Here is a 21,116-nt window from a genome sequence, read left to right on the forward strand (position 1 = left end):
TTTTTGCCGCGAATCGATTCCGATTTTCCGGAGAATGCAGTACTAGTCATGCTGTCCCGATCCATCACGCACATCCGGCGAGATACGAACATCATGAGCATTGGTTCCAGCGAGGCGACCTGGCCCTTCGGCGGCGGCGAGCTTGGCCAGCGCATCCGGAATTTCGACTGGGCCGCGACGTCCCTCGGACCCATCGACATCTGGCCTGCCAATCTGCGAATCAAGGTCAGCTCGTTGATCAATTCGCCGATCCCGCAGGTCCTGATGTGGGGCCCGGATCACGTGATGATCTACAACGACGGGTACCGCGAAATCGCAGGCGGAAATCACCCCAAAGCGCTCGGCAGCACTGTGCCGGAGATCTGGCCGGAGATCTGGGATTGGAACAGCCGGATCCTGCAATGCGGCTTTGAGGGTCAGGTCCAGAGCTATCGAGACCAGCCTCTGGTGCTGCATCGCAACGGCCGGCCTGAAGAGATCGTTTTCGACCTGTTCTATACGCCGATCTACAACGAGCAGGGCGGCGTCGATGGCGTCCTTTGCACGGTGCTTGAGAACACCGATCGCGTGCGGGCCGTGCGGGCACTGGCCGAAAGCCAGGCCGAGCTCAGCCGCATCAGCGATGCGCTTCCCATTCTCGTCGGGTTTCTGGACGTCGACCACATCTACCGGTTCGCCAACAAGGGCTATCTGGAATGGTTCGGCCATCCCGCCAGTGCCGTCGTCGGCCGGCACATTCGCGAGATCATCGGTGAGGAATACTACCGCAAGCGGATTGCCTATCTCGAGCGTGCCTTTGCTGGCGAGCCTGTCGTCACGGATACGGTGATCCGCAGGCCGGGCGGCGACGACCGCACCGCCGAGGTGCGATACATGCCGCGGCTGACGGATGGCGGCACGGTCGATGGCATCTACATCCTGCTGATCGATATCGAAGACCGCAAGCGGGCGGAGCGGGAGCTGATGGTCAGCAACAACCGGTTCCGCGCCGCGGTGCGCGCCGTCCACGGCGTGCTGTGGACCAACAGCGCCGATGGCAGAATGATCGGGCCGCAGCCAGGCTGGGCCGAACTCACCGGTCAGCCCTACGAGACCTACCAGGGCTACGGCTGGGCAGATGCTGTTCACCCCGACGATCGACAGGCGACCGTCGAAGCGTGGAACGATGCGGTCGCCGACCGACACACCTTCATCTGGGAGCATCGGGTCCGCCGGCATGACGGCGTCTGGCGGATGTTTGCCATTCGCGGCGTTCCCATCTTCGATGATCAGGGCGAGATCGCCGAATGGGTCGGCGTCCACACCGATATCAGCGACCAGCGGCAGGCGGAAGACGAGCTGCGCCGCCATGCGGTGCATCTCGAGCGGCAGGTTCGCCACCGTCAGCGTGCCGAAGAGCAGTTGCGTCTGCTCAACGAAACGCTGGAAGCCCGCGTCAGCGAGGAGATCGCGACACGGCGGCAGGCCGAGCGGGCCCTGCAGCAGGCGCAGAAGATGGAAACCATCGGCAAGCTGACCGGCGGCGTCGCCCATGATTTCAACAATCTGCTGCAGGTCGTCTCCGGCAATCTGCAACTCCTATCCAAAGACGTGGCCGGCAACGAGCGCGCCGAACGGCGGGTCGCCAATGCTCTGGCCGGTGTCAGCCGTGGCGCAAAGCTCGCAAGCCAGCTTCTCGCCTTCGGTCGCCGGCAGGCCCTGGAGCCCAAGGTCATCAACGTCGGCCGCTTCATGTCAGGCATGGACGATCTGCTGCGGCGCTCGATCGGCGAGGCCATCGAACTCGAAACCATCGTTGCTGGCGGGTTGTGGAACACCTTCGTCGATCCGGTGCATGTCGAGAACGCAGTTCTGAACCTTGCCATCAATGCGCGTGATGCCATGGAGGGCAACGGCAAGCTGACGATCGAGGTCGGCAACGCCTATCTCGACGACGACTACGTTCGCAACCATGCCGACGTCGAGGCGGGCCAGTATGTGGTGCTCTCCGTCAGCGATACCGGGTCGGGCATCTCGCCGGAGGTTCTGGAGCAGGTTTTCGAACCGTTCTTTTCCACGAAGGCAGAGGGCAAGGGCAGCGGGCTCGGCCTTTCGATGGTCTATGGCTTCGTCAAGCAGTCCGGTGGCCATGTCAAGATCTATAGCGAGGTCGGCCACGGCACGACGGTCAAGCTCTATTTGCCCCGCGCCACGGCGGGCGAAGACCGCGAGGTCGTGATCCAGGCCGGCCCCATTGTCGGCGGCACGGAAATGATCCTTGTCGTGGAGGATGACGACGAGGTGCGCAATACGGTCGTCGAGATGCTGAGCGATCTCGGCTACAGCGTGCTGAAAGCGACCAATGCCCAGAACGCCCTGAGCGTCGTGGAAAGCGGCATCGCGATCGATCTCCTGTTCACGGATGTCGTCATGCCTGGCCCGCTGAAAAGCGTCGAAATGGCGCGCAAGGCCAAGGAGCGGCTGCCGGATATCGCCGTGCTCTTCACCTCGGGCTACACCGAGAACTCGATCGTCCATGGCGGCCGGCTCGATGCGGGCGTCGAGCTTCTGTCCAAGCCCTACACCCGCGAGGCGCTTGCACGGAAAATCCGGCACGTCATTGCCAACCAGAAGCAGCGTTCCGCTCTGAACCCGCGAGGGTCTGGTCCATCGGCATCCGGTCTCAAGGCCTTGGGCCACGACCCCGCCAAACCGGGGACATCCAGTTCCGCTATGTCGGATTCCGCTGCGATGACGCCCGATGTCTCCGTGACATCCAATCCCGGTGAGGTAGCCCTCGTGATACGGGCGCCCGGCCCGGCCCTGCTGACGGTCCTCGTCGTCGAGGACGATCCGTTGATCCGCGCCAACACCGTCGAACTCGTTGAGGATTTCGGCCATGCCGTGCTCGAGGCCGGCAGTGCGCGGGAAGCAAGGGAAAGGCTGGCCGAAGCCGCGGTCGATGTTCTCGTGACGGATCTTGGCCTTCCCGATGCCTCGGGAGCGGATCTTGCCGTCGACGCGCGGGCGACAAACCCGGCACTCGGCATCGTTTTTGCCACCGGCAACGATCGTGCGCCTGAGCAAGCGCCGCCAGAAGCAGTGCTGCTGCGAAAGCCCTATGATGCCGATGGTCTGGAAGCAGCCATCAAGGCAGCTGTGCGCAGGGCCAGCACACCCTGACCTGCGGCGTCTTGTTTCCAAAGGCATAACCTCGAAACGCCCGGACGGAAATCACGCCTCGGCGGCGACAACGCTCCACAGAAGCTCTTCCGTATTAAGACCGTCGCTGAACAGCGCAACGAGATAGGCTGCCTCGATCTCGGCCTTTGGGCCGGTATGGGGGATCTGCCGATGGTCGCAGAGACGTTGGAAAACGCGAAAAAGCATATCCATCTCCGTTGGCGTAATCACAGTTCCTTCCTGGAAAACATACGAGCCTAGCATTTCATGCTCCCGGCTACACCAAAGCAGCCTCTGTTGGATGATCCCGACCGCGATGCTACCGCCGCATAGACCATCTTTTGTCACGTAACGTTTACCACAGCTATTTCAACACGTCGCGAAAGTTGCAGTATGGAGCAGGAGTCCTTTTGTAGAAACACCTTTCCCTCGACGGACTGTTGCGGCCCCTTCCCCTTGATCAGCGATCAACGTTGGAGGAATTCTTTCGATCTACGCTTTCCTTTTCTGAGGAGAGCCATTGTTTTTCCGTAAATCGAACCAAATGAGGTTTTACACTTTTATCAGAACTGCCCTATTTTCACTCAAGGGTTATCCCGAACGCGAGAACTGCCTGGCCCTCACCTCGCAGCCGTCAGAGAGAAGAGACTGAACGATGCCTTGGCGTAACGAACCCATGCTTCCCGAGCATGTCGCTCTCTGTCAGCGCGTCTACGACGCTGCCCGCAAGAAGCGCAAGATCGCACCCGACAGCGATGCCAGCAATCCTGTCGCCGCCCTCGTCCTCACGCTCTATCGTCATGGCGTTCTTGATGAGGACGAACTTCTCAAGCGCGTCTTGAAGGCCCTCGACGAGAAGAACTGATGCGCCGACGCGAGCGGGCCTGCGGGAGCGGGTCCGGACCTGACGCGACAATTACTGCAGAAATACCCGGACGCTCGCTGCACGCCCGGCTGCGTCGATCACGGTCAGCGTGGAATAGCCGGCCCCGTCCGGCACCCACTGGTTGATGCGCCGTCGGCTGAGATCCGCCAGGGGCCGACCATTGGCGAGCCAACGAAACGGCGCGCGTCCGCCCTGAAGTTTGAGCGTGAGCGGCAACGGGACCCCTGAAACATCCTTGCCGAGATCGACGCGGGCCCCTTCAGGCGGATAGACGATCTGCGGCGCGGCCTCACGAATATTGGCGCGAAGAAGGCCGCTTATCGTCATGGAGAACCGCCGCTGACTGATCGGGAGGTCCTGCGCCGCAACGCGAACGGCGCCAGCCGGCGCACGCGGAAGCGGTACTCCGGCGATACCTGATTTCGCGAAAGCATCAAACAGGACGGGTGCCGCCGTGGTGTAGCCCGTCATCCCCGGGACGGCCCCATTGTCCGCCCGCCCAACCCAGACGCCGAGCACCGTTCGCCCGTCATACCCAACCGACCAGGCATCGCGATATCCGTAGCTCGTCCCCGTCTTGTAGGCGATGCCACGACGCGCGCTACCGGCCGGCGGCAGCACGCCTGAGAGAATATCGGCCACCTGCCATGTGGCGACCGGATCGAGGATGGGCTCGCCAGCAATCGGTCCAGGGGCGGAATCGACCCCATCGCCAAGGCGGATCGGGTGGCCTTCATTGGCAAGTCCCGCATAGAGTTGCACCAGTTCGCGCAGCGACACGCCAAGACCGCCAAGCCCGATCGCAAGGCCCGGCGCCTCTCCCACCGGAAGCATCGGATCGATTCCGGCCCGACGCATACGCAGCATCAGCCGGGAAGGCCCGACGGCGTCCAGCAAGCGGATGGCAGGAACGTTGAGCGATAGCTGCAGCGCCTGCCGGATGGTAACATCGCCCTGATAGGTCATGTCGAAATTGCGCGGGCGATAGCCGAAGAAATCTGCCGGCCGATCCTCGATCACGGTTTCCTGCGACACCAAGCCTTCTTCAAAAGCGAGGCCATAGATGAACGGTTTGAGCGTCGATCCCGGAGAGCGCGGCACTCGGGTCATGTCGATCCAGCCTTTGCGGCTCGAATCGAGATAGTCGGAAGATCCGACCTCTGCCAGGATCTCGCCTGTCGCGGCATCCGCCATGACCATCGCAACGGAGATGCGTGGGCCCGCCCGTTCCGCGGCACCCTTCGCCACGGACTCCAGTGCCGCCTGGACAGGGGCAACAAGCGTCGTGCGCAGCGTAGAGGCGGCGGGCACCTTCCGGCGCGCGAGTTCGGCGAGATGCGGACTGAGCGTCGGCAGTGGACGGCGGCTTTCGGGCACGGGCATGAGGCTTGCGCGCTCGGCCTCACCCTCGCCGATGACGGCGGCGACCGCAGCCCGCTCCAGCACGCGGGCGCGGGCCGCTTCTGCCGCATGGGGATGCCGGTCCGGGCGGCGGCGTTCGGGCAGTTGCGGCAGGGCCACGAGCAGGGAGGACTCCGCGACCGTCAGACGGCGTGGCTCCTTTCCGAAATAGGCCAGACTTGCCGCCCGCACGCCTTCCAGATTTCCGCCATAGGGGGCGTGGGTGAGGTAGATGTCGAGAATTTGCGCCTTGGTAAGCCGACGCTCCAGTTGCCAGGCGCGGACCATCTGCCGGAGCTTTGCACCGATCGAACGGCTCTCGCGCGGCTCGATCAGACGGGCGACCTGCATGGTCAGGGTCGAGGCGCCCGAGACGATCCGCCCATGCGTCAGAAACTGTAAGGTGGCACGGGCGAGCGCGCGGACGTCGATGCCGCCATGGTCGGCGAAGCGGCGATCTTCATACGCGATGAGCATCCGGACGAATTGCGGATCGACATCCTTTGCGGTCGTTTTCAGTCGCCAGCGTCCGTCGGTTGTCGCAAAGGCGCGCAGCAGCCGGCCGTCGCGATCAACCATTTCCGCCGATGTTGCAAGCGCCGCGCCATCCAGCGGCGGCGGATAGGCATGATCCAGTGCATCGATCCCGAAACCGGCAATGACGGCAAGCGCGGCCAGCATACCGCCACCGATGAAGGTGGCGGTCATTGCCCGGACGAGCCGCCGGGGTTTCGGGAGGGAGCGAACCGAGGACCGCATCACTCGACTGCCTGAACCTCCATTCGTCCTGTCGCCGTGCGGGCGGAGAATTGCGGACGGTACATGTCCTCGACAGTGGCGGCGGGATGATCGTAGGTGCCGGGCGTGACGGCGCGCACGACATAAGCGACGGTCATGTCGTTTGAATCCCCGGCCGCATGGTCGAACGCGGCAACGAAACGGTCGCTTCGGAACTCGCTATGGGCGGCCTGCATTTCGCCCAGCCATTCGAAATTCGACAGCTTGGCGCTATCCACCAGCGTCGGATTGTCGATCTCGAACCCGGCGGGCAGAAGGTCGGTCACGAGGATCCGTGCAGGACCGGGATTGAGGTCGGTCGCCTTGATCACAACCACATAGCGCTCGTTCTGGCGTGCCTCGCTGACATTCGCCGGCTCCCCGTCGAGCGTGTAGTAGCTGCGCTCGATGGCATAGCCATTGCCGCCGGCCGGAAGCGGAAAGGCCGGCGCTGCAACGGTCGTCACCGTCGCCGTGACCGGATCCTTGCCGCTATTGACGATGGTGACCGGACGGCCAAGGATCTCCTCGCCGGTCTTGCGGGCGGCAAAGGTGCCGGAAGACGCCACGCCGTCGATCGTCAGGGCAAGGCCCTCGTCTCCGCGAGACACGGCACGCGCGGCCAGCAGCATCCACAATTGCTCCTGTGTGCTTGTCGTCGATGTGCGATCCCAGGCTTCCGACACCTGTTTTGCAAGCGCCGGGATGATTGTCGGGACGGGACGGCTCTCGGCGGCCAGCGCCAGGACCGCGGCATCGTCGCGCAGGGCCGATCCGTAATCCGACCGGGCAAGGTCGGAAATCTTTGCATCCGTCGACATGGTCGCAGCCTGGGAAAACACGGTTTGCGCCCGGTTCGCATCCCCATACAGCGACAGCGCAGCGGCCAGGTGACCCTTCGACAGCGCAGTCGGAAACTCGCCGAGCTTCGTGTCGACGTAATAGCGGAGATCGCTGATGGCGGCCCTGCGATTGCGCGCGAGAACGTAGAGCGCATAGGCAATGCCGTTGCCCTGCTCCGTCACGTTGACATCGTAGGACAGGGAGTTCTGCAGGTTGTCGAGTGCCTGGATCATGGCCTGCTCCGGCACGTCGAAGTTCTTCTCCCGGGCACGGGTCAGGAACTCGGTCACGTAGCTGTCCAGCCAGAGATCGCCGGAACCCGGCGCCCAGAGCCCGAAACTGCCGGACGACGACTGATAGGAGAGAACGCGGTGGATCGCATCCTCCACCCGCGTCCGCACGTCGCTGTCCAACGGAAGCCCGGACGGAACCGAGAGTTCGCTGAGGTAGAGAAGCGGCAAGGCGCGGCTGGTGGTCTGCTCCGCACAGCCATAGGGATAGCGGTCGAGCACCATGAGAAGTGCCGGGATGTCAAACGCCGCAGCCCGGCTGACGCTGAGGCTGACGGATGCCCCGCGCAACTGGCTTTCCGCCAGAAGCCCCTCGTCCACCACCAGGCTCCCTCCCGGCTTCAGCTCGACCGGAAAACGGGTGGTGACGGGAAGGGAAGCGGGCCGGACGGGAATGGCCAGGGTCTGCTCGAGAGACTGTCCACTGGCATCGACGACCTTGATGGTCAGTGTTCCGTCTCCTGGCTGGATGCCTTTCAGCGGCAATGTCACATCGACCTTCGCGCCCGCCGGAATGGCGAAGCGCTGGTCGAGTGATGCCGTATCCACGGACACGGAGGGATCGGCCTCGACGGTGATCGAAAGATCGCCGGCTGGCGCGTCGGTGTTGGCGATATCGAGACGCAACTCCGCGCTATCGCCAGGCGCGAGGAATTTCGGCAGGCTGGCAGTGACGACGACAGGATCGCGAATGACGACGTCTGCCGTCGCGTGGCCGACGCCGGTCTTCGTCCAAGCAACGGCCATGACGCGCGCGGTCCCGTTGAACTGCGGAATATCGAAGCCGATGATGGCCTTGCCCTCGGCATCGAGCTTGACCGGGCCGGAGAAGAAGGCGACCAGCTTTTCGGTCGGCGGACTGCCCTGCAGTGCCATGGCGCCGCCATCGCCACCCGTCCGCAACCGTCCGGTCGCGCCGAGCGAGCCATCGATCAGGCGGCCATAGAGATCGCGGATTTCAAGGCCGAGCCGGCGCTGGCCGAAGTACCAGCCGTCGGGATCCGGCGCCTGATAGCGCGTGAGGTTGAGTATACCGACATCGACGGCAGCCAATGTGACGTAAGCGTCCTCGCCGACACCGGCGCCCGCGACGCTGACCGGAATGTTGAGCGTCTGGCGGGGAAGCGTCTTTTCCGGCAGCGTCAGGGAAACATCGAGCCTGCGCTCGGCCGGATCCACCGTCAGCCACTTGACCCCGATCGCGCGCATCGGCATGCGGCTGTCCTGCGCGTCTCCCGGGCGATAGAGCGTTGCGGTCACGTAAGCGCCCGCGCCGAAATCGGCTGTGACCGGCAAGGCGATCTTGTCTCCGGTCGCGGGGATCGAGACCGTCTTGGTTGCGATCAGCGTCTCCGAGCCGACGGTTATCAGGAGCTCGCCTGCAAATCGCGGCGAGACGTTGAGAGTTGCCGTTTCCCCGACCTTATAGCTGTCCTTGTCGAGCGCGATCTCCAGGCCGTCAGGCGTTTCGGTTGAGGTCGCTGCGACATAGAAGCCGGCATCGAACTCAACGCTGGAGACGGGATCGCCACCGGGAGCTGCGACCTCCAGCCGGTAGCGTCCCCAGGTCACGGGAACACGGAGTGTGCCGCCCTCAAGACCGGCATCCAGCGTGCCGTTCGACAGCAGCTTCGTCGACAGGATGGGTTCGTACCGCCATGCCGTCCCCTCGCGATACCACTGATACTGCCGCTCGACGCTCATGAGCTTCCAGCTCAGGCCCGTCATCGCCTTGCGCGCGCCATCCGGCCCGATACCGATCACCTGAAACGTGCCGGTCGAATTCTCGGTCAGCGCACCACTGAAATTCGGCTTGATGCCGATCCTGTCGGTTTCGGCCCGCACCGGAAGCTCCAGCGTCCGCTCGACGGCCCGCCCGCCGGCCTCCTGAAGCCGCACCGCGATCGTGGCGTTGACGAGCTGGGTCGTGGCAGGAAGCTCGGAGAGATCGACATCGAAACGCGCCTTTCCGTCCGCATCGAGCGGCGGCAGCAGGTCGAGCGTCTGTCGGCTGTCCTCGGTGTTTTCCTCGTCGGCAAGGCCAAAGACATAGCCCGGATAATCGGCGCTCTCGTGCGTGGGCTTTAAAAGCACGTCGCCTTCCAGCTCAAGGCCTGCGGCAGGCGCGCCGTAGAGATAGCGACCATCGACGGTTACCGGCACCGGCGTGCCGGGTGTCATCGCTTGTGCAGCGCTCTTCAGGTCGAATTCGATGCGGTCCGGCACGAAGTCGTCGACCTGGAACGGCTTCTCGCTGATGGCTTTGCCCTTCGGGTCCGTGAACACCTGGACGGTCCACGTGCCGCGCATGGCGTTCGGCTGCAGCACCATGTCGAGCGCATAGCCGCCGAGCTTGCTGTCTCCAGACACGATCCGCCGGTCCTCCACGCCGTCAGGGCGCAGGAACACGAAGGTCAACGGCAGGTCGGTGACGGCTGTCGCCGTCGGGTCGCGCGCAAGCGCCGAGACATGAACCGTCTCGCCCGCCCGATAGATGCCGCGTTCGGTCCAGGTGAGCACATCCACGGCGCCCGGCGCAGGACGCCCGGTAACGCCGCGGTCCGACAGATCGAAGCCGGCACGCGTCATGTCGAGAAACACATAGTCGTCCGGCCCGGCCCGGGCAGAAATGACGGCCGGCAGGGCGGCATCGGCACCGCGCAGCAGACCGGCATCGAACACGGCACGACCATCTTCATCGCTGGTCGCCGTGCCGAGCACTTCGTTGTTTTTGGCAACAAGCTCAAGCACGATGCCCGGCATGGGCCTCGCGGAGGAAAGAGAACGAGCGAAGACGCTGAGGCCATCGGTGCCGGCGAAAGTGGACAAACCGATATCGGAAACCACGAACCATTGCGTGGCCTGGCTATCCCATTCGTTGGACGCGCCGGTGGCCGAGACGGCCGTCAGCACATACACGCCCGGCTTGCGCTTCGGCAGCGCCTCATCCACCGGGAAACTCGTCATGACCTCCTTATTGAGGTCGGTCTGGAGGTCGATCGTGCCCTGCCAGACCAGTTCACCGCTCTCGTTCTGAATGCGGTCGGCGCTGTAGCCGTCAAGCTGGGTCAGAAACTGCGAGTTCGTCAGCAGTTGGGCGATGTTGCGATCGCCGACGCGGTAGAGCTTGAGATTGGCGCTCGTGGTGTTCACAGACACAAGGGGAATGCCGCGGCGCGCGGTCATCGGCAGAACGAAGCTGTCTCCCGTAAAACGGACCATGGCCGGGCGGTCGGGAACGTAGAGATCAAGATCGACGACCGCCTCAAGCGGCTCCTCGACGGAGGACGGCAGGCCGGGGCGTAGCGAAAGCTTATAGCGCTGCCCATGCGACAGGCCTTCGACGCAGATCTGACTGTCCTTCGCCTCGACGGCCTGCGGCGCGGCTTTGTCGAGCGTCAGGAACGGCGTGTAATCGACGCCCGGCTGCAGCGGCTCGGAAAACTGCACGCACGCGCGGGGCGAGGCGGCCTCTGCCTCCACGGTATTGCCGATCACGCGAAAGCCGTTCTTGCTGCGGAGTTCGGCAAATGCTGCCCGTACGGTCGGATTCTCGACCAGGGCGAGGCTCGCCTTGTAGGCCTCGAGCGCCGGACGAAAGCTTTCGGTGGCGGCGAGCGCCTGCCCGAGCATTGCCAGAGCCTCGGCGCGGTCGGTTGCGGTTCGTGAAAGCTCGTAGCCGTTGATGGCAGCGAGTGCGGACTGGTTGGCGACAGCCGCATTGCCGGTGATGAGATTGGCCGTGCGGGCGGCCTGCGTCCACAGACGTCCGTCCTCGGCATCGATCGCAAGTGCGGCCATCAGGCTCTGAAGCGATGCTTCGATGGCGCCATCCTGACGTTCCCGGGCAGCCTGGGCGATGAGCGCTGCTCGACCGGATTCAGCGCGATCCTCCGGGACGGTAAGAGCGCGTTTGGCGTCTCGCGCCTGGGTAACCAGATCCTCCGAGAGGAAGGGCAGCGCAAGCGCCGCGCCGATATCCGGGCCAGCCGTCCCGGCATCCACGATCCGGCCGGCGATAGCACCAGGAAAGGCGTTGATCGTGTGGAAATCCGACTTGAGAAAACACCACTTCACCTTGGGATTATAGGTAAAGGCTCGGCAGTTGCGGTCTGCGATGCAGACCTTTTCGCAGGCGGACAGCGAGAGGTTCTGCTCCGTGCGCAGGTCGAAACCGAAATAATCCTGGTCCTGCGTCGTGACGATCGTTCGCCCGCCGGCGGCTTGCGCCGCGATGGCCGAAGCGATCAGCATCAGAAGACCGACGGCAAACCGAAGTGTCGCGCGCATACCGAGTTCCCCCCTCAAGGCCCGGCCTGCTCACGGCGGTCGGTTCCGCTGCCACTTTCTGTCCGCCCCCCGTCATTGTCAATGCGAACGCACCCTGCCGGCGAAGCCGCCGCATGCAGAACGGAACGCGTGGACGCGACATGCACGCCGAGCCATCCGCCGACCAGGCCGTCGCGTCAGCCGGCCTGTCGCTGCGGGCGGGCGCGAAGGTCGATGAGAGCGGCGGCGGCATAGGCCTGGGCAACGATTTCCGGCACCAGATCGATATCCGGCAGGGAGCCCAAGCCCAGTGGCCCGATGGCGAAGAGACCAAGCCCGCGGCCACGTCCATCCAGAAGTTCACCGGCCGAATTGACCGAGAGACCGAGCTGGAGCTCGTCCGTCACGGCGAGCTGGTTGCGAAGCGCGGCTGCGATCACAGGCACGTCGAGATCGGCCGACAGGCAACGGCAATCGATGATTCGATCCGCCGCAAACAGACTTTCGCCCTGCTCGCCGGACCAGCGGACGACAAGGCCCTTGCTTGAGCGACGCAGCGCCGTGCCGCGTCTGAGATCCGTCAGGCCGGCGCCTAGCTCGCGCTCCAGTCGCGCATGGACATCCGCCGGCAGACGGTTGCGATGAGCGTCGTAGATCGAGCGAAGATGGCGGTTGAACTGCCGCTTCTCGCTGGGCGGGAGCGACGACCAGAGCGAGCTTGCACGCTTGCGCAACCCGTTCATGGCCGCCTGCCAGCTCCAGCCATTTTCCTCAGCCTCCGCACACGCCTCCCGCACGAATCGCAGAATGTGGCGCAGCTGAGACGGCATCGGCTGGGTCGGAAAGACCGAGTCAGCGGCAAGCCGCGTGTGCGGCTGCGGCAGGAAGCCACGGCGCGAAAGAATGGAGATCCGTCCGCCGAACCCCGCGTCGCGCAGTTGCAGAACCTGATCCACGGCGCGAAGACCGCTGCCCATGACGATGACATGCTTTTCGGCGCTGTCCGGCGTGGTGATGTCCCGAGTCACAGCCCGCGCCACGTCGCCCGCGTCAGCCTTGAGCCCGTACCCCGTTGCAAGGATCACCTCATCAAACACCATGGCGCCGCCATCGGCAAAACCAAGGCGCACACCCCCGTGCTCAAGACGACGAATATCGTCGGCGACATCATGCGACATCTGAACCGTGACGTCTCGCCGCTGGGCGAGCGCCTCGGAGAAGCGCTGGTAGACGTAGTCGCTGAAGATCGACTTCGGAACGAAAATCTGCCCGAAACCGGGGATGGCAGCCGATACGGCATCACGGAACTCGCTGCTCGCCTGAAGCCACCGCGTGAAATCCTTCGGTTCCCCGGTCGCCACGGAGAGATCCCGCGCACGGCTGTTCAGGATCTCGGTCGAGCGCGCGCCGGCCAGAGCCTGTCCGCCGCTGATGGTGGGAGCCGGATCGAAAAGTCGAAGCCGGAACGGTTGGGTGACCGTCTTGAGAAGAGCGATCGCCATCATGATTCCGGAGAAGCCGCGCCCCACCACCGCGATCTCGCGCGGCTCGCCGGGGGTGCGTCGGCTGGACGTGGGAAAGCCCTGAACCGTCATATCATTCCTCCCTTGCTGCCACCTCTGGCAGGTGTCGGATGGTTGAACCTGATGCCCTCGCCCCGATCGTCCCTGGGACGTCGATGGCGCACGCGTTCACATATGCGGTCTCTGTCGTCGACAGATTACACCATGGGTCTTGGCCGCCATCAAGCGGTTTCAGTCTTCGTTGACGACGGCGATCGCCAAGGTCTGACCTTGGCGAACAGAACACGAGCGCGACCTACCAACGAAAAAGGGGCCGCTCTCGCAGCCCCTGATCTGTCTGTCAGCGCGCGGCGCGATGCGCCTGCTGTCGCTCCATCCGTCGAAGAAACGCATTGATGTCGGCCCGACCGCTGCGCACCTGGCGCTTGCGGACCATGACGCCCATGATTCGGGCTGCCGTCGACACCGTCATGTCGTCGAGCGGACTTTCGCTCGACCATGGCTTGGTCAGCTGCGACGTTACGACTTCCCGGACGGACGTCGGCAGAATGTCGGTGCAATCCCGCATATGGTCGAAGACCAGCGCGATCGGCAGGAGTGCACCCTGATGGTAGATGGTCGGCGCATCGGCGCCCCCATCCCAGTCCTCGTAGGCGTCGATTGCCTCGCGGAACAGCTGATGCAGGTTAATCGGAGCATGCCCCTGGTGAAGTTCTGGCAGCAGTGTCTTCATCTGCGTCTCCTCACTTTGCTTCGACGCGGGCGGGTCGCGCCTGCACATTTCCGCCGGATGTATTAATGACCTGCTTTCCCCTCCGGTTCCAGCCTTTGGAGAAATTTTTTTGCGCACTTTTGCGCAGAGCCAATCATGATTTCAATGATTACAAGAGTTTAATATGGGTACGACGCACTTCCGCTCCTGTTGGACGTGTCGCGTGGAAAGGGCTGATTAACCTTTATTTTCTATTGAATAGAGGTGCCCATCGGCCCTCATGTTCCCGAGTTTGCAGGTTCCTATGCGTCTATCCAGAACAAATCTTCCCCACGGTATCGACAGTACGAAAGCCGAAGATGCGCCGCAGCGCATCGAGCCGGTCAAGCGTATCTACGGCACGCCGGAGACACTCGGCGGCGCTTTCCTGTCGGGTAACGATGCGGAGAACGCCGACGAGATGGCAGCCGGCGAGATCGAAGGACGGGCGCCGATCTGGCAGAGCAACTTCGTGATCGGCCCCAACGTCCGCTTCACCCGAACACCGGACAGCGCCTACCCCAAACGTAGCCCGAAATCGCCACCCATGCTTGAAATGGTTCAGATCAGCGAGCAGCCGAACGAGCCGCTGGCCGCCTTGACCTCGGACATGATCGAAGCCGACGCTTCATTGGAACGACCTGAAATGACACAGACTTTCGATATCCCCACCGATTTCGCAACGGCGCGCGGCGCGCTCGCCTTGGCGCTGAAACTGCGCCGCGAGTTCTCCCAGCCGGAAAGCTGGCCACAGGCACAGATCGAAGCACCACGTGCCGACGGGTTGCAGGATCCGCTCGAGGTGGAAGAGGAACCTGTCGTGACACCGGTTGTCGATGACGCCGCCATCGAGATGGAAACGGCCCCATCCGTTGCGCCCCGGGCCTTCAGCTTTGCCATCAACGACGCGATCTTCTTCGAGACCCTGCTATCGAACCCCGATTTCGATCCGTCGCTTTCTCTTGTTCCGGCGCCGGCCATTCGCGTTATCCCGGCCGTCGAGCCGATGCCTACGCCGACGGCGCATCCGATGTCATCAGAAAAGACCATGGCCTCGACGGCTCCGGCAAACCCGACCGTTGCGTTTCGTGCAAGCCCCGAATCCGTTACGGCCCTCTATCGCGTGATCGAGGTCGGTGCGACCAAATCCGCGGTATTGCCGGTCGTTGACGAGGGCGCGGACGCGGTGACCCTGGGAACCGAGCAGATGCCGCAAGCTGCTCCCGAGCCTATCCCTGCCGACATCCCCATGGCTCCCGACGCGGCCGAGACGGAAGCGCCGGCTGCCATCAAGCCGCGCATTCGCGCCGCTCAGGTTCTCGCCGGACGGCTGACCCCTTCGCTGCAACTGAGTGCCGCGGCACGCGCGATCGATCTCTCGGTGTTGCCGGAGATGGAGGGCTATCAACTCCCGCCGGTCGACCTTCTGCAGGAGCCGGTGTTCCAGCAGACCACCTCGATGAGCCAGGAAGCCCTGGAGCAGAGCGCCGGCCTGCTCGAAAGCGTGCTGGAAGACTTCGGCGTCCGCGGCGAGATCATCGATGTGCGGCCCGGCCCAGTCGTCACGCTTTATGAGTTCGAGCCGGCCCCGGGCGTCAAATCCTCGCGCGTCATCGGTTTGTCCGACGACATCGCCCGCTCCATGTCGGCCCTGTCGGCCCGCGTCGCGGTTGTTCCGGGCCGCAATGTCATCGGCATCGAGCTGCCCAATCCGGTGCGCGAAACGGTCTACTTCCGGGAGATGATCGAATCGCACAGCTACGAGGAAACGAAGTTCAAGTTGCCGCTCTGCCTCGGCAAGACGATCGGTGGCGAACCTGTCGTGGCGGAACTCGCCAAGATGCCGCACCTTCTCGTGGCAGGAACGACGGGCTCCGGCAAGTCCGTCGCGATCAACACCATGATCCTGTCGCTGCTCTATCGGTTGAAGCCCGAGGAATGCCGCCTGATCATGGTCGATCCGAAGATGCTGGAACTGTCGATCTATGACGGGATCCCGCACCTCCTGACCCCCGTCGTCACCGACCCGAAGAAGGCCGTCATGGCGCTGAAATGGGCCGTTCGGGAAATGGAAGATCGCTATCGCAAGATGTCGCGGCTCGGCGTGCGAAACATCGACGGCTACAACAGCCGCGCGGCCATTGCCCGGGCCAAGGGCGAGACGGTGTTCACGACGGTCCAGACCGGTTTCGATCGCGGCTCCGGCGAGCCGGTGTTCGAAGAGCAGGAGCTCGACCTTGCGCCGATGCCCTACATCGTCATCATCGTCGATGAGATGGCCGACCTGATGATGGTGGCTGGCAAGGAGATCGAAGGCGCGATCCAGCGGCTCGCCCAGATGGCCCGTGCCGCCGGCATTCACCTGATCATGGCGACGCAGCGCCCCTCGGTCGATGTCATCACCGGCACGATCAAGGCCAACTTCCCGACCCGCATCTCCTTCCAGGTGACCTCGAAGATCGACAGCCGCACCATCCTTGGCGAGCAGGGTGCTGAACACCTGCTCGGACAGGGCGACATGCTGCACATGATCGGCGGGGGACGCATCGCCCGCGTGCACGGACCGTTCGTCTCCGACGAGGAGGTCGAAAAGGTCGTCAACCATCTGAAGGCGCAGGGCCGCCCGGAATATCTCGGCACGGTGACCGAGGATGCGGACGAGGTGGAAGAGGCTCCCGAAGAAGATACGGCCGTGTTCGACAAGTCCGGCATGGCCGAGGAAGACGGCCAGGATCTCTACGACAAGGCCGTGAAGGTGGTGCTGCGCGACAAGAAGTGCTCCACGTCCTATATCCAGCGCCGCCTGCAGATCGGTTACAACCGTGCCGCCTCCCTGGTCGAGCGGATGGAGCGCGAAGGCCTCGTGGGTGCGGCCAACCATGTCGGCAAGCGGTCGATTATCGCTGGCGGACGGGATGCCATCGAGCCCGTCAGCATCGAACCTGCCGTGATGGACAGCGACGACTGAAAACGAGCGCGCAACCGGGGCATGGCAACATGCCTCGGTGCTGGCATCCGGTCCCTGGCGAGGGACGCAAGCTCTACCGACATCAGCGGAACCAAATCCCCCCGTCTGGATTGATGGAGATTGTTCAAAGGCGCATCACTGCGCATGGGAGGTCATATCATGATGAAGTTCTTCGTCTCTGCCAGCATGGCGCTGGCGATTGCAGCCGGCGGATCAGCCGGTTTTGCGGGCATCGCCAACGCTCAGGGTGTCGAATTGCGCGTTGGGCCCGATGGCATTCGCCCGGTCATTCGCGAACCGCGCCGTGAGCGTGGGCGCGATCGTTGCGGCGAGCGCGAAGCCCGTGCAGCAGCACGCGATTCCGGCCTGCGCGATCCCGAAGTTGTTCGGGTCACCGAACGCCGCGTCGTCGTGGAAGGCATGACCCGCCGTGGTCCTCAGCGCATTACCTTCGCCAACCGGAATGGCTGCCCGGAAATCTGAGACGCGTTTCTGCAAACAGACGCGCCAAACCGAAAGGGCTTCCGTATCCCTACGGAAGCCCTTTTTCATGTCATCGACCAGATTCCCTTAAGGCTGGTCTCAGTCGAGCAGTTCAGCTGGAACCTTGCCGCCGTTTTCCGACAGCTTCTGAAGCAGCGCCTTGTGCAGGAACATGTTCATCTTGCCGGAGTCGTTTGCGTCGCCGGTATAATGCAGCTCCTGCGCAAGTTCCTTGCGTTCGGAAAGGCTGGCTTCCATGCCGAGCGCCTTCATCAGATCGACAATCGAATGACGCCAGTCGAGCTTCTGGCCCTTGGCGGCGACAGCCTTGTCGAGCATTGCGGCGACATCGACCGGACCGGACGCCGACGCGGTCGTCGGCGCGGTGGCCGACGGCGCCTGGGACGGGGCAGCGACGGGTGTTCCGGACGGCATTCCAGACGCCGAGCCGGAAGCTGTACCTGCGGTTCCCGTCGGGGCAACCGGGGTCGCCGAGGGCGCTGTGGACGCAACGACGGGACCGGCGCCTGACGGGTTCAAGGTCGTGCCGGTCGGCGATGCCGGTGCCGTGGCCTTGTCGTGATGACCGAAGATCGCATCCTTGATCTTGTCGAAAATGCCCATTGGGAACGTCCTCCTGTGGTGGGGCGGCGCATTTCATGCGCACGGTGCTCAACGCTTTACCTATGCTGTAGGTTTCGTTCTCCAAGGGCTTGCGGGAAGTGACGCTGTAAAGCGGCGACAGAAAGTGGCCCGGATCCGTGCTCCGCCGCCTCACGCGCCTTCGACTGTCTCCGCACCGCCAGAGATTTTCCTTCAAATTACCCACGTTTTGCTCTAAAGCGCAGGACAATTCCCTCTTCTGGACACGAAAGTCGCAAGGCCATGGACAAGTTCGTCAAGCTCACCGGCGTCGCCGCTCCCCTGCCCGTCGTCAACATTGACACCGACATGATCATTCCGAAGGATTATCTGAAGACGATCAAGCGGACAGGGCTCGGCACCGGCCTTTTCGCCGAAGCGCGTTATAACGAGGACGGCACGCTCAACGAAAGTTTCGTCTTGAACAAGCCTGCCTACAAGGACGCCAAGATCCTCGTTGCCGGCGACAATTTCGGTTGCGGTTCCTCGCGCGAACACGCTCCTTGGGCCCTTCTCGACTTCGGCATCCGTTGCGTCATCTCGACCTCGTTTGCCGACATCTTCTACAACAACTGTTTCAAGAACGGCATTCTGCCGGTCGTCGTCAGCCCCGAGGATCTGGAAAAGCTGATGGACGATGCGAGCCGCGGTTCGAACGCCGTTCTTACCGTCGACCTCGAAAACCTCGAAATCACCGGCCCCGATGGTGGCAAGATCAGCTTCGAGCTCGATGCCTTCAAGCGCCATTGCATGCTGAATGGCCTCGACGATATCGGCCTGACGCTGGAGAAGGTCTCGGCCATCGACGGCTTCGAGAAGGCTAACGCCGTAGAGCGTCCCTGGGCTTGACCCAGGACGCCAGCACCGCCGCTTCGCGACGGCGGATCTCTTCCGGCTCGCCGTTCGAGAGCGCGGCGGGCTATTCGCGTGCCGTGGTCGAGGGCAATTGGTGTTTCGTCTCGGGAACGACGGGCTATGATTATGCGACGATGACCATGCCGGAAGCGGTAGAGGATCAAGCCCGCAACTGCCTGAAGACCATCGCCGCCGTTCTGCACGAGGCCGGCTTCGCGCTGTCCGACATCGTCCGCTGCCGCTACTACATTACCGAGTCGTCCTCTGCCGACCTGGTTTTCCCCATTCTGGGAGAAGCGTTCGGCGAGATCCGCCCGGCTGCCACCATGGTCGTCTGTGGCTTGATCCGCCCCGAAATGCGGATCGAGATCGAGGTCACGGCGCTTCGGCGCTGATCACGGCACCCAGATATCCCGTCGCACATCAGCACCTCAACGCAAGAACGCCCCGCTTTTGACGGGGCGTTCCTATATCCGGTATTTGATCGTTGACAAATCAGGCAGCCGTTGCGCGGCGGACGTCGTCGTCCGTCAGGATGCCCGAGGCCCGCAGCAGGGCTGCAAAGCGGCCGTTGGACTGGCTGAGCTCGTTGAAGCCGCCCATTTCGACCACCCGGCCACGATCCATGAAGACCACCAGGTCGGCTTCGCGAACCGTCGACAGACGGTGTGCGATGATGAACGTCGTCCGGTCCTTGCGCAGGTTGTCGATCGCGTCCTTCACCCGGTTTTCCGTTTCCACGTCAAGCGCGGAGGTGGCTTCGTCCAGCACCAGGATCGGTGCGTTCTTCAGGATGGCCCGAGCGATCGCGATCCGCTGACGCTCGCCGCCGGAGAGGCGGTTACCCCGTTCGCCGACCCGTGTGTCGTAACCCGTGTCGCGGCTTTCGATGAAGTCCGAAGCAGCGGCAGCTTCAGCGGCCTTCACGACCTCTTCGAGCGTTGCATCCTCACGACCGAGACGGATGTTGTCCGAGATCGACCTGTTGAGGAGGCCAGCATCCTGGAAGACTGTAGCGATCGAGGCACGCAGCGACTTGCGCGTTACCTTGGCAACATCGACGCCGTCGATCAGGACCTTGCCGGAGTTCGGTTCGTTGACACGCTGCAGCATGTTGATCAGCGTGGTCTTGCCGGAGCCGGTCGGGCCGACGATGGCGATGGTCTGGCCAGCCTTTACCTTGATGTTGATGTCGTGCAGGCCATCCGTGGTGCCCGGGAAGTGATAGGTCAGATCACGGAACTCGACGTCGCCACGAACATGGTTCAGTTCGCCGGCATCGGCAGGCTCTTCGCGGTCACGAACCGAATCTTCCAGGTTGAAGAAGTCTTCGAGCTTGGCACGGGCTTCGAAGATCTGGTTGACGAAGTTCTTCATCTGGTCGAGACGGCCGATCAGAAGGTTTGCAAAGCCGATGAAGGCAACCACTTCGCCAACACCCAGTTCGCCGCGCTGGACGAGGAGGGTACCGATGACGAGGATCGTCATCATGGAGATCGTGGAGGCCATGCGATTGAGGCCGCTGGCCAGCGCCCACCAGTCGAGAACCGGGAGCTGGACCGACATGAGCTTCTGCGTGAAAGCCTTCAGTTCGCGTGTTTCGGCTTCGATGCGGTTGTAGCTATGGACGACCGAGACGTTGCTGATGGCATCCGATACATGGCCGAACACGGTGTGATAGTGACCTTCGACGGCAGCCTGACCGTCCTTGGTCTTCGCCATGACAAGCTTGCCGATGATGACATAGAGCGTGCCGAGAACGACAAGGACGAGCGAGAGGCGGTAGTCCATGGCAAAGGCCGTGGGAACCAGCAGGGTCAGCGCAACAGCGGTCGAGAGATGCTCGCGCATGAATTCGAGCCAGAGGCCGAACAGCGTTTCGCAAGCTCGCAGCAGTGTATGCAGGGCGTTCGATGTCCCGCGCTGGCTGTGCCAGGACAGCGGCATGGAGATGATGCGGCCGAACGCCTCCGTGATGAGCGTCGCGCGGCGCTGATGCGCCAGGCGGTCGGCTTCACGGGCAACCAGCACGAAAGCGATGGTGTTGAAGATGCCGAGCGTCGCCCACATGATAAGGGTCGACGTGACTTCCGTTTTGGAGGAGATCGCGTCGATGATGCGGCCGAACAGGATCGGCTCGGCAATCGTGATGGCCGCCAGCACAATGTTGGCAATGACGATCGCAGAAACGCGAAACTTGTGAGCGGCGAGATACTGGAGAGCTCTCGCATAGACCTGAAACAATGACACTGTCTTATCCCTCGTG

13 protein-coding genes are annotated in these 21,116 nt (G+C 63.1%); 6 read left to right on the forward strand and 7 right to left on the reverse strand.

Annotation, left to right across the window (positions count from 1 at the left end; translation table 11 throughout):
• The first annotated feature begins 93 nt into the window (after positions 1-93).
• Complete coding sequence (locus ASG03_RS00845; protein ID WP_062691769.1) at positions 94-3,162, forward strand: PAS domain-containing protein; 3,069 nt, start codon at positions 94-96, stop codon at positions 3,160-3,162.
• Between the two features lie 51 nt (positions 3,163-3,213).
• On the opposite strand, the gene ASG03_RS21240 is transcribed toward ASG03_RS00845, so the two are convergent.
• A complete protein-coding gene (locus tag ASG03_RS21240; RefSeq protein ID WP_156379805.1) occupies positions 3,214-3,369 on the reverse strand; it encodes a hypothetical protein in 156 nt (51 codons plus the stop codon).
• 448 nt (positions 3,370-3,817) lie between these two features.
• Here ASG03_RS21240 and ASG03_RS00850 point away from each other — a divergent pair, with 448 nt between their 5' ends.
• A complete protein-coding gene (locus tag ASG03_RS00850; RefSeq protein ID WP_156379806.1) occupies positions 3,818-4,027 on the forward strand; it encodes a hypothetical protein in 210 nt (69 codons plus the stop codon).
• Positions 4,028-4,078: 51 nt separating this feature from the next.
• Here the strand turns inward: ASG03_RS00850 and pbpC are convergent, their stop codons facing one another.
• From pbpC to ASG03_RS00870, 4 genes are all read right to left on the reverse strand, one after another.
• Positions 4,079-6,157 carry a penicillin-binding protein 1C gene (pbpC, locus tag ASG03_RS00855; RefSeq protein ID WP_062691516.1) on the reverse strand — a complete coding sequence of 693 codons (2,079 nt, stop codon included), beginning with the start codon at positions 6,155-6,157 and terminating at the stop codon, positions 4,079-4,081.
• Positions 6,158-6,207: 50 nt separating this feature from the next.
• The gene (locus tag ASG03_RS00860; RefSeq protein WP_062691518.1) at positions 6,208-11,649 is read right to left on the reverse strand and encodes an alpha-2-macroglobulin family protein; all 5,442 of its coding nucleotides are present in this window, start codon (positions 11,647-11,649) and stop codon (positions 6,208-6,210) included.
• Between the two features lie 176 nt (positions 11,650-11,825).
• Positions 11,826-13,223, reverse strand: a complete 1,398-nt coding sequence (locus ASG03_RS00865; RefSeq protein ID WP_062691520.1) for an FAD/NAD(P)-binding protein — start codon at positions 13,221-13,223, stop codon at positions 11,826-11,828.
• Positions 13,224-13,491: 268 nt separating this feature from the next.
• On the reverse strand, positions 13,492-13,884 hold the full coding sequence (locus ASG03_RS00870; RefSeq protein WP_062691522.1) for a hypothetical protein: 393 nt from the start codon (positions 13,882-13,884) through the stop codon (positions 13,492-13,494).
• 283 nt (positions 13,885-14,167) lie between these two features.
• On the opposite strand from ASG03_RS00870, the gene ASG03_RS00875 reads away from it, so the two are divergent.
• Positions 14,168-16,870 carry a DNA translocase FtsK gene (locus tag ASG03_RS00875; protein WP_082475473.1) on the forward strand — a complete coding sequence of 901 codons (2,703 nt, stop codon included), beginning with the start codon at positions 14,168-14,170 and terminating at the stop codon, positions 16,868-16,870.
• A 159-nt stretch (positions 16,871-17,029) separates the two neighbouring features.
• Positions 17,030-17,353, forward strand: coding sequence for a hypothetical protein (locus tag ASG03_RS00880; RefSeq protein WP_062478079.1), 324 nt, complete (start codon positions 17,030-17,032; stop codon positions 17,351-17,353).
• 99 nt (positions 17,354-17,452) lie between these two features.
• Here the strand turns inward: ASG03_RS00880 and ASG03_RS00885 are convergent, their stop codons facing one another.
• On the reverse strand, positions 17,453-17,977 hold the full coding sequence (locus tag ASG03_RS00885) for a DUF3597 domain-containing protein (RefSeq protein ID WP_062477589.1): 525 nt from the start codon (positions 17,975-17,977) through the stop codon (positions 17,453-17,455).
• Positions 17,978-18,238: 261 nt separating this feature from the next.
• On the opposite strand from ASG03_RS00885, the gene leuD reads away from it, so the two are divergent.
• Positions 18,239-18,844, forward strand: a complete 606-nt coding sequence (leuD, locus tag ASG03_RS00890; protein ID WP_062477586.1) for a 3-isopropylmalate dehydratase small subunit — start codon at positions 18,239-18,241, stop codon at positions 18,842-18,844.
• The gene (locus ASG03_RS00895; protein ID WP_062477583.1) at positions 18,841-19,245 is read left to right on the forward strand and encodes a RidA family protein; all 405 of its coding nucleotides are present in this window, start codon (positions 18,841-18,843) and stop codon (positions 19,243-19,245) included. The genes leuD and ASG03_RS00895 overlap by 4 nt, the downstream gene beginning before the upstream one ends.
• 100 nt (positions 19,246-19,345) lie before the next feature.
• Here ASG03_RS00895 and ASG03_RS00900 read toward each other — a convergent pair whose 3' ends face one another.
• Positions 19,346-21,100, reverse strand: a complete 1,755-nt coding sequence (locus ASG03_RS00900) for a glucan ABC transporter ATP-binding protein/ permease (RefSeq protein WP_062477580.1) — start codon at positions 21,098-21,100, stop codon at positions 19,346-19,348.
• Positions 21,101-21,116 lie beyond the last annotated feature (16 nt).

The sequence above is a fragment of the Rhizobium sp. Leaf341 genome, from assembly GCF_001424325.1.
In the GTDB taxonomy this organism is placed as follows: Bacteria; Pseudomonadota; Alphaproteobacteria; order Rhizobiales; family Rhizobiaceae; genus Ferranicluibacter.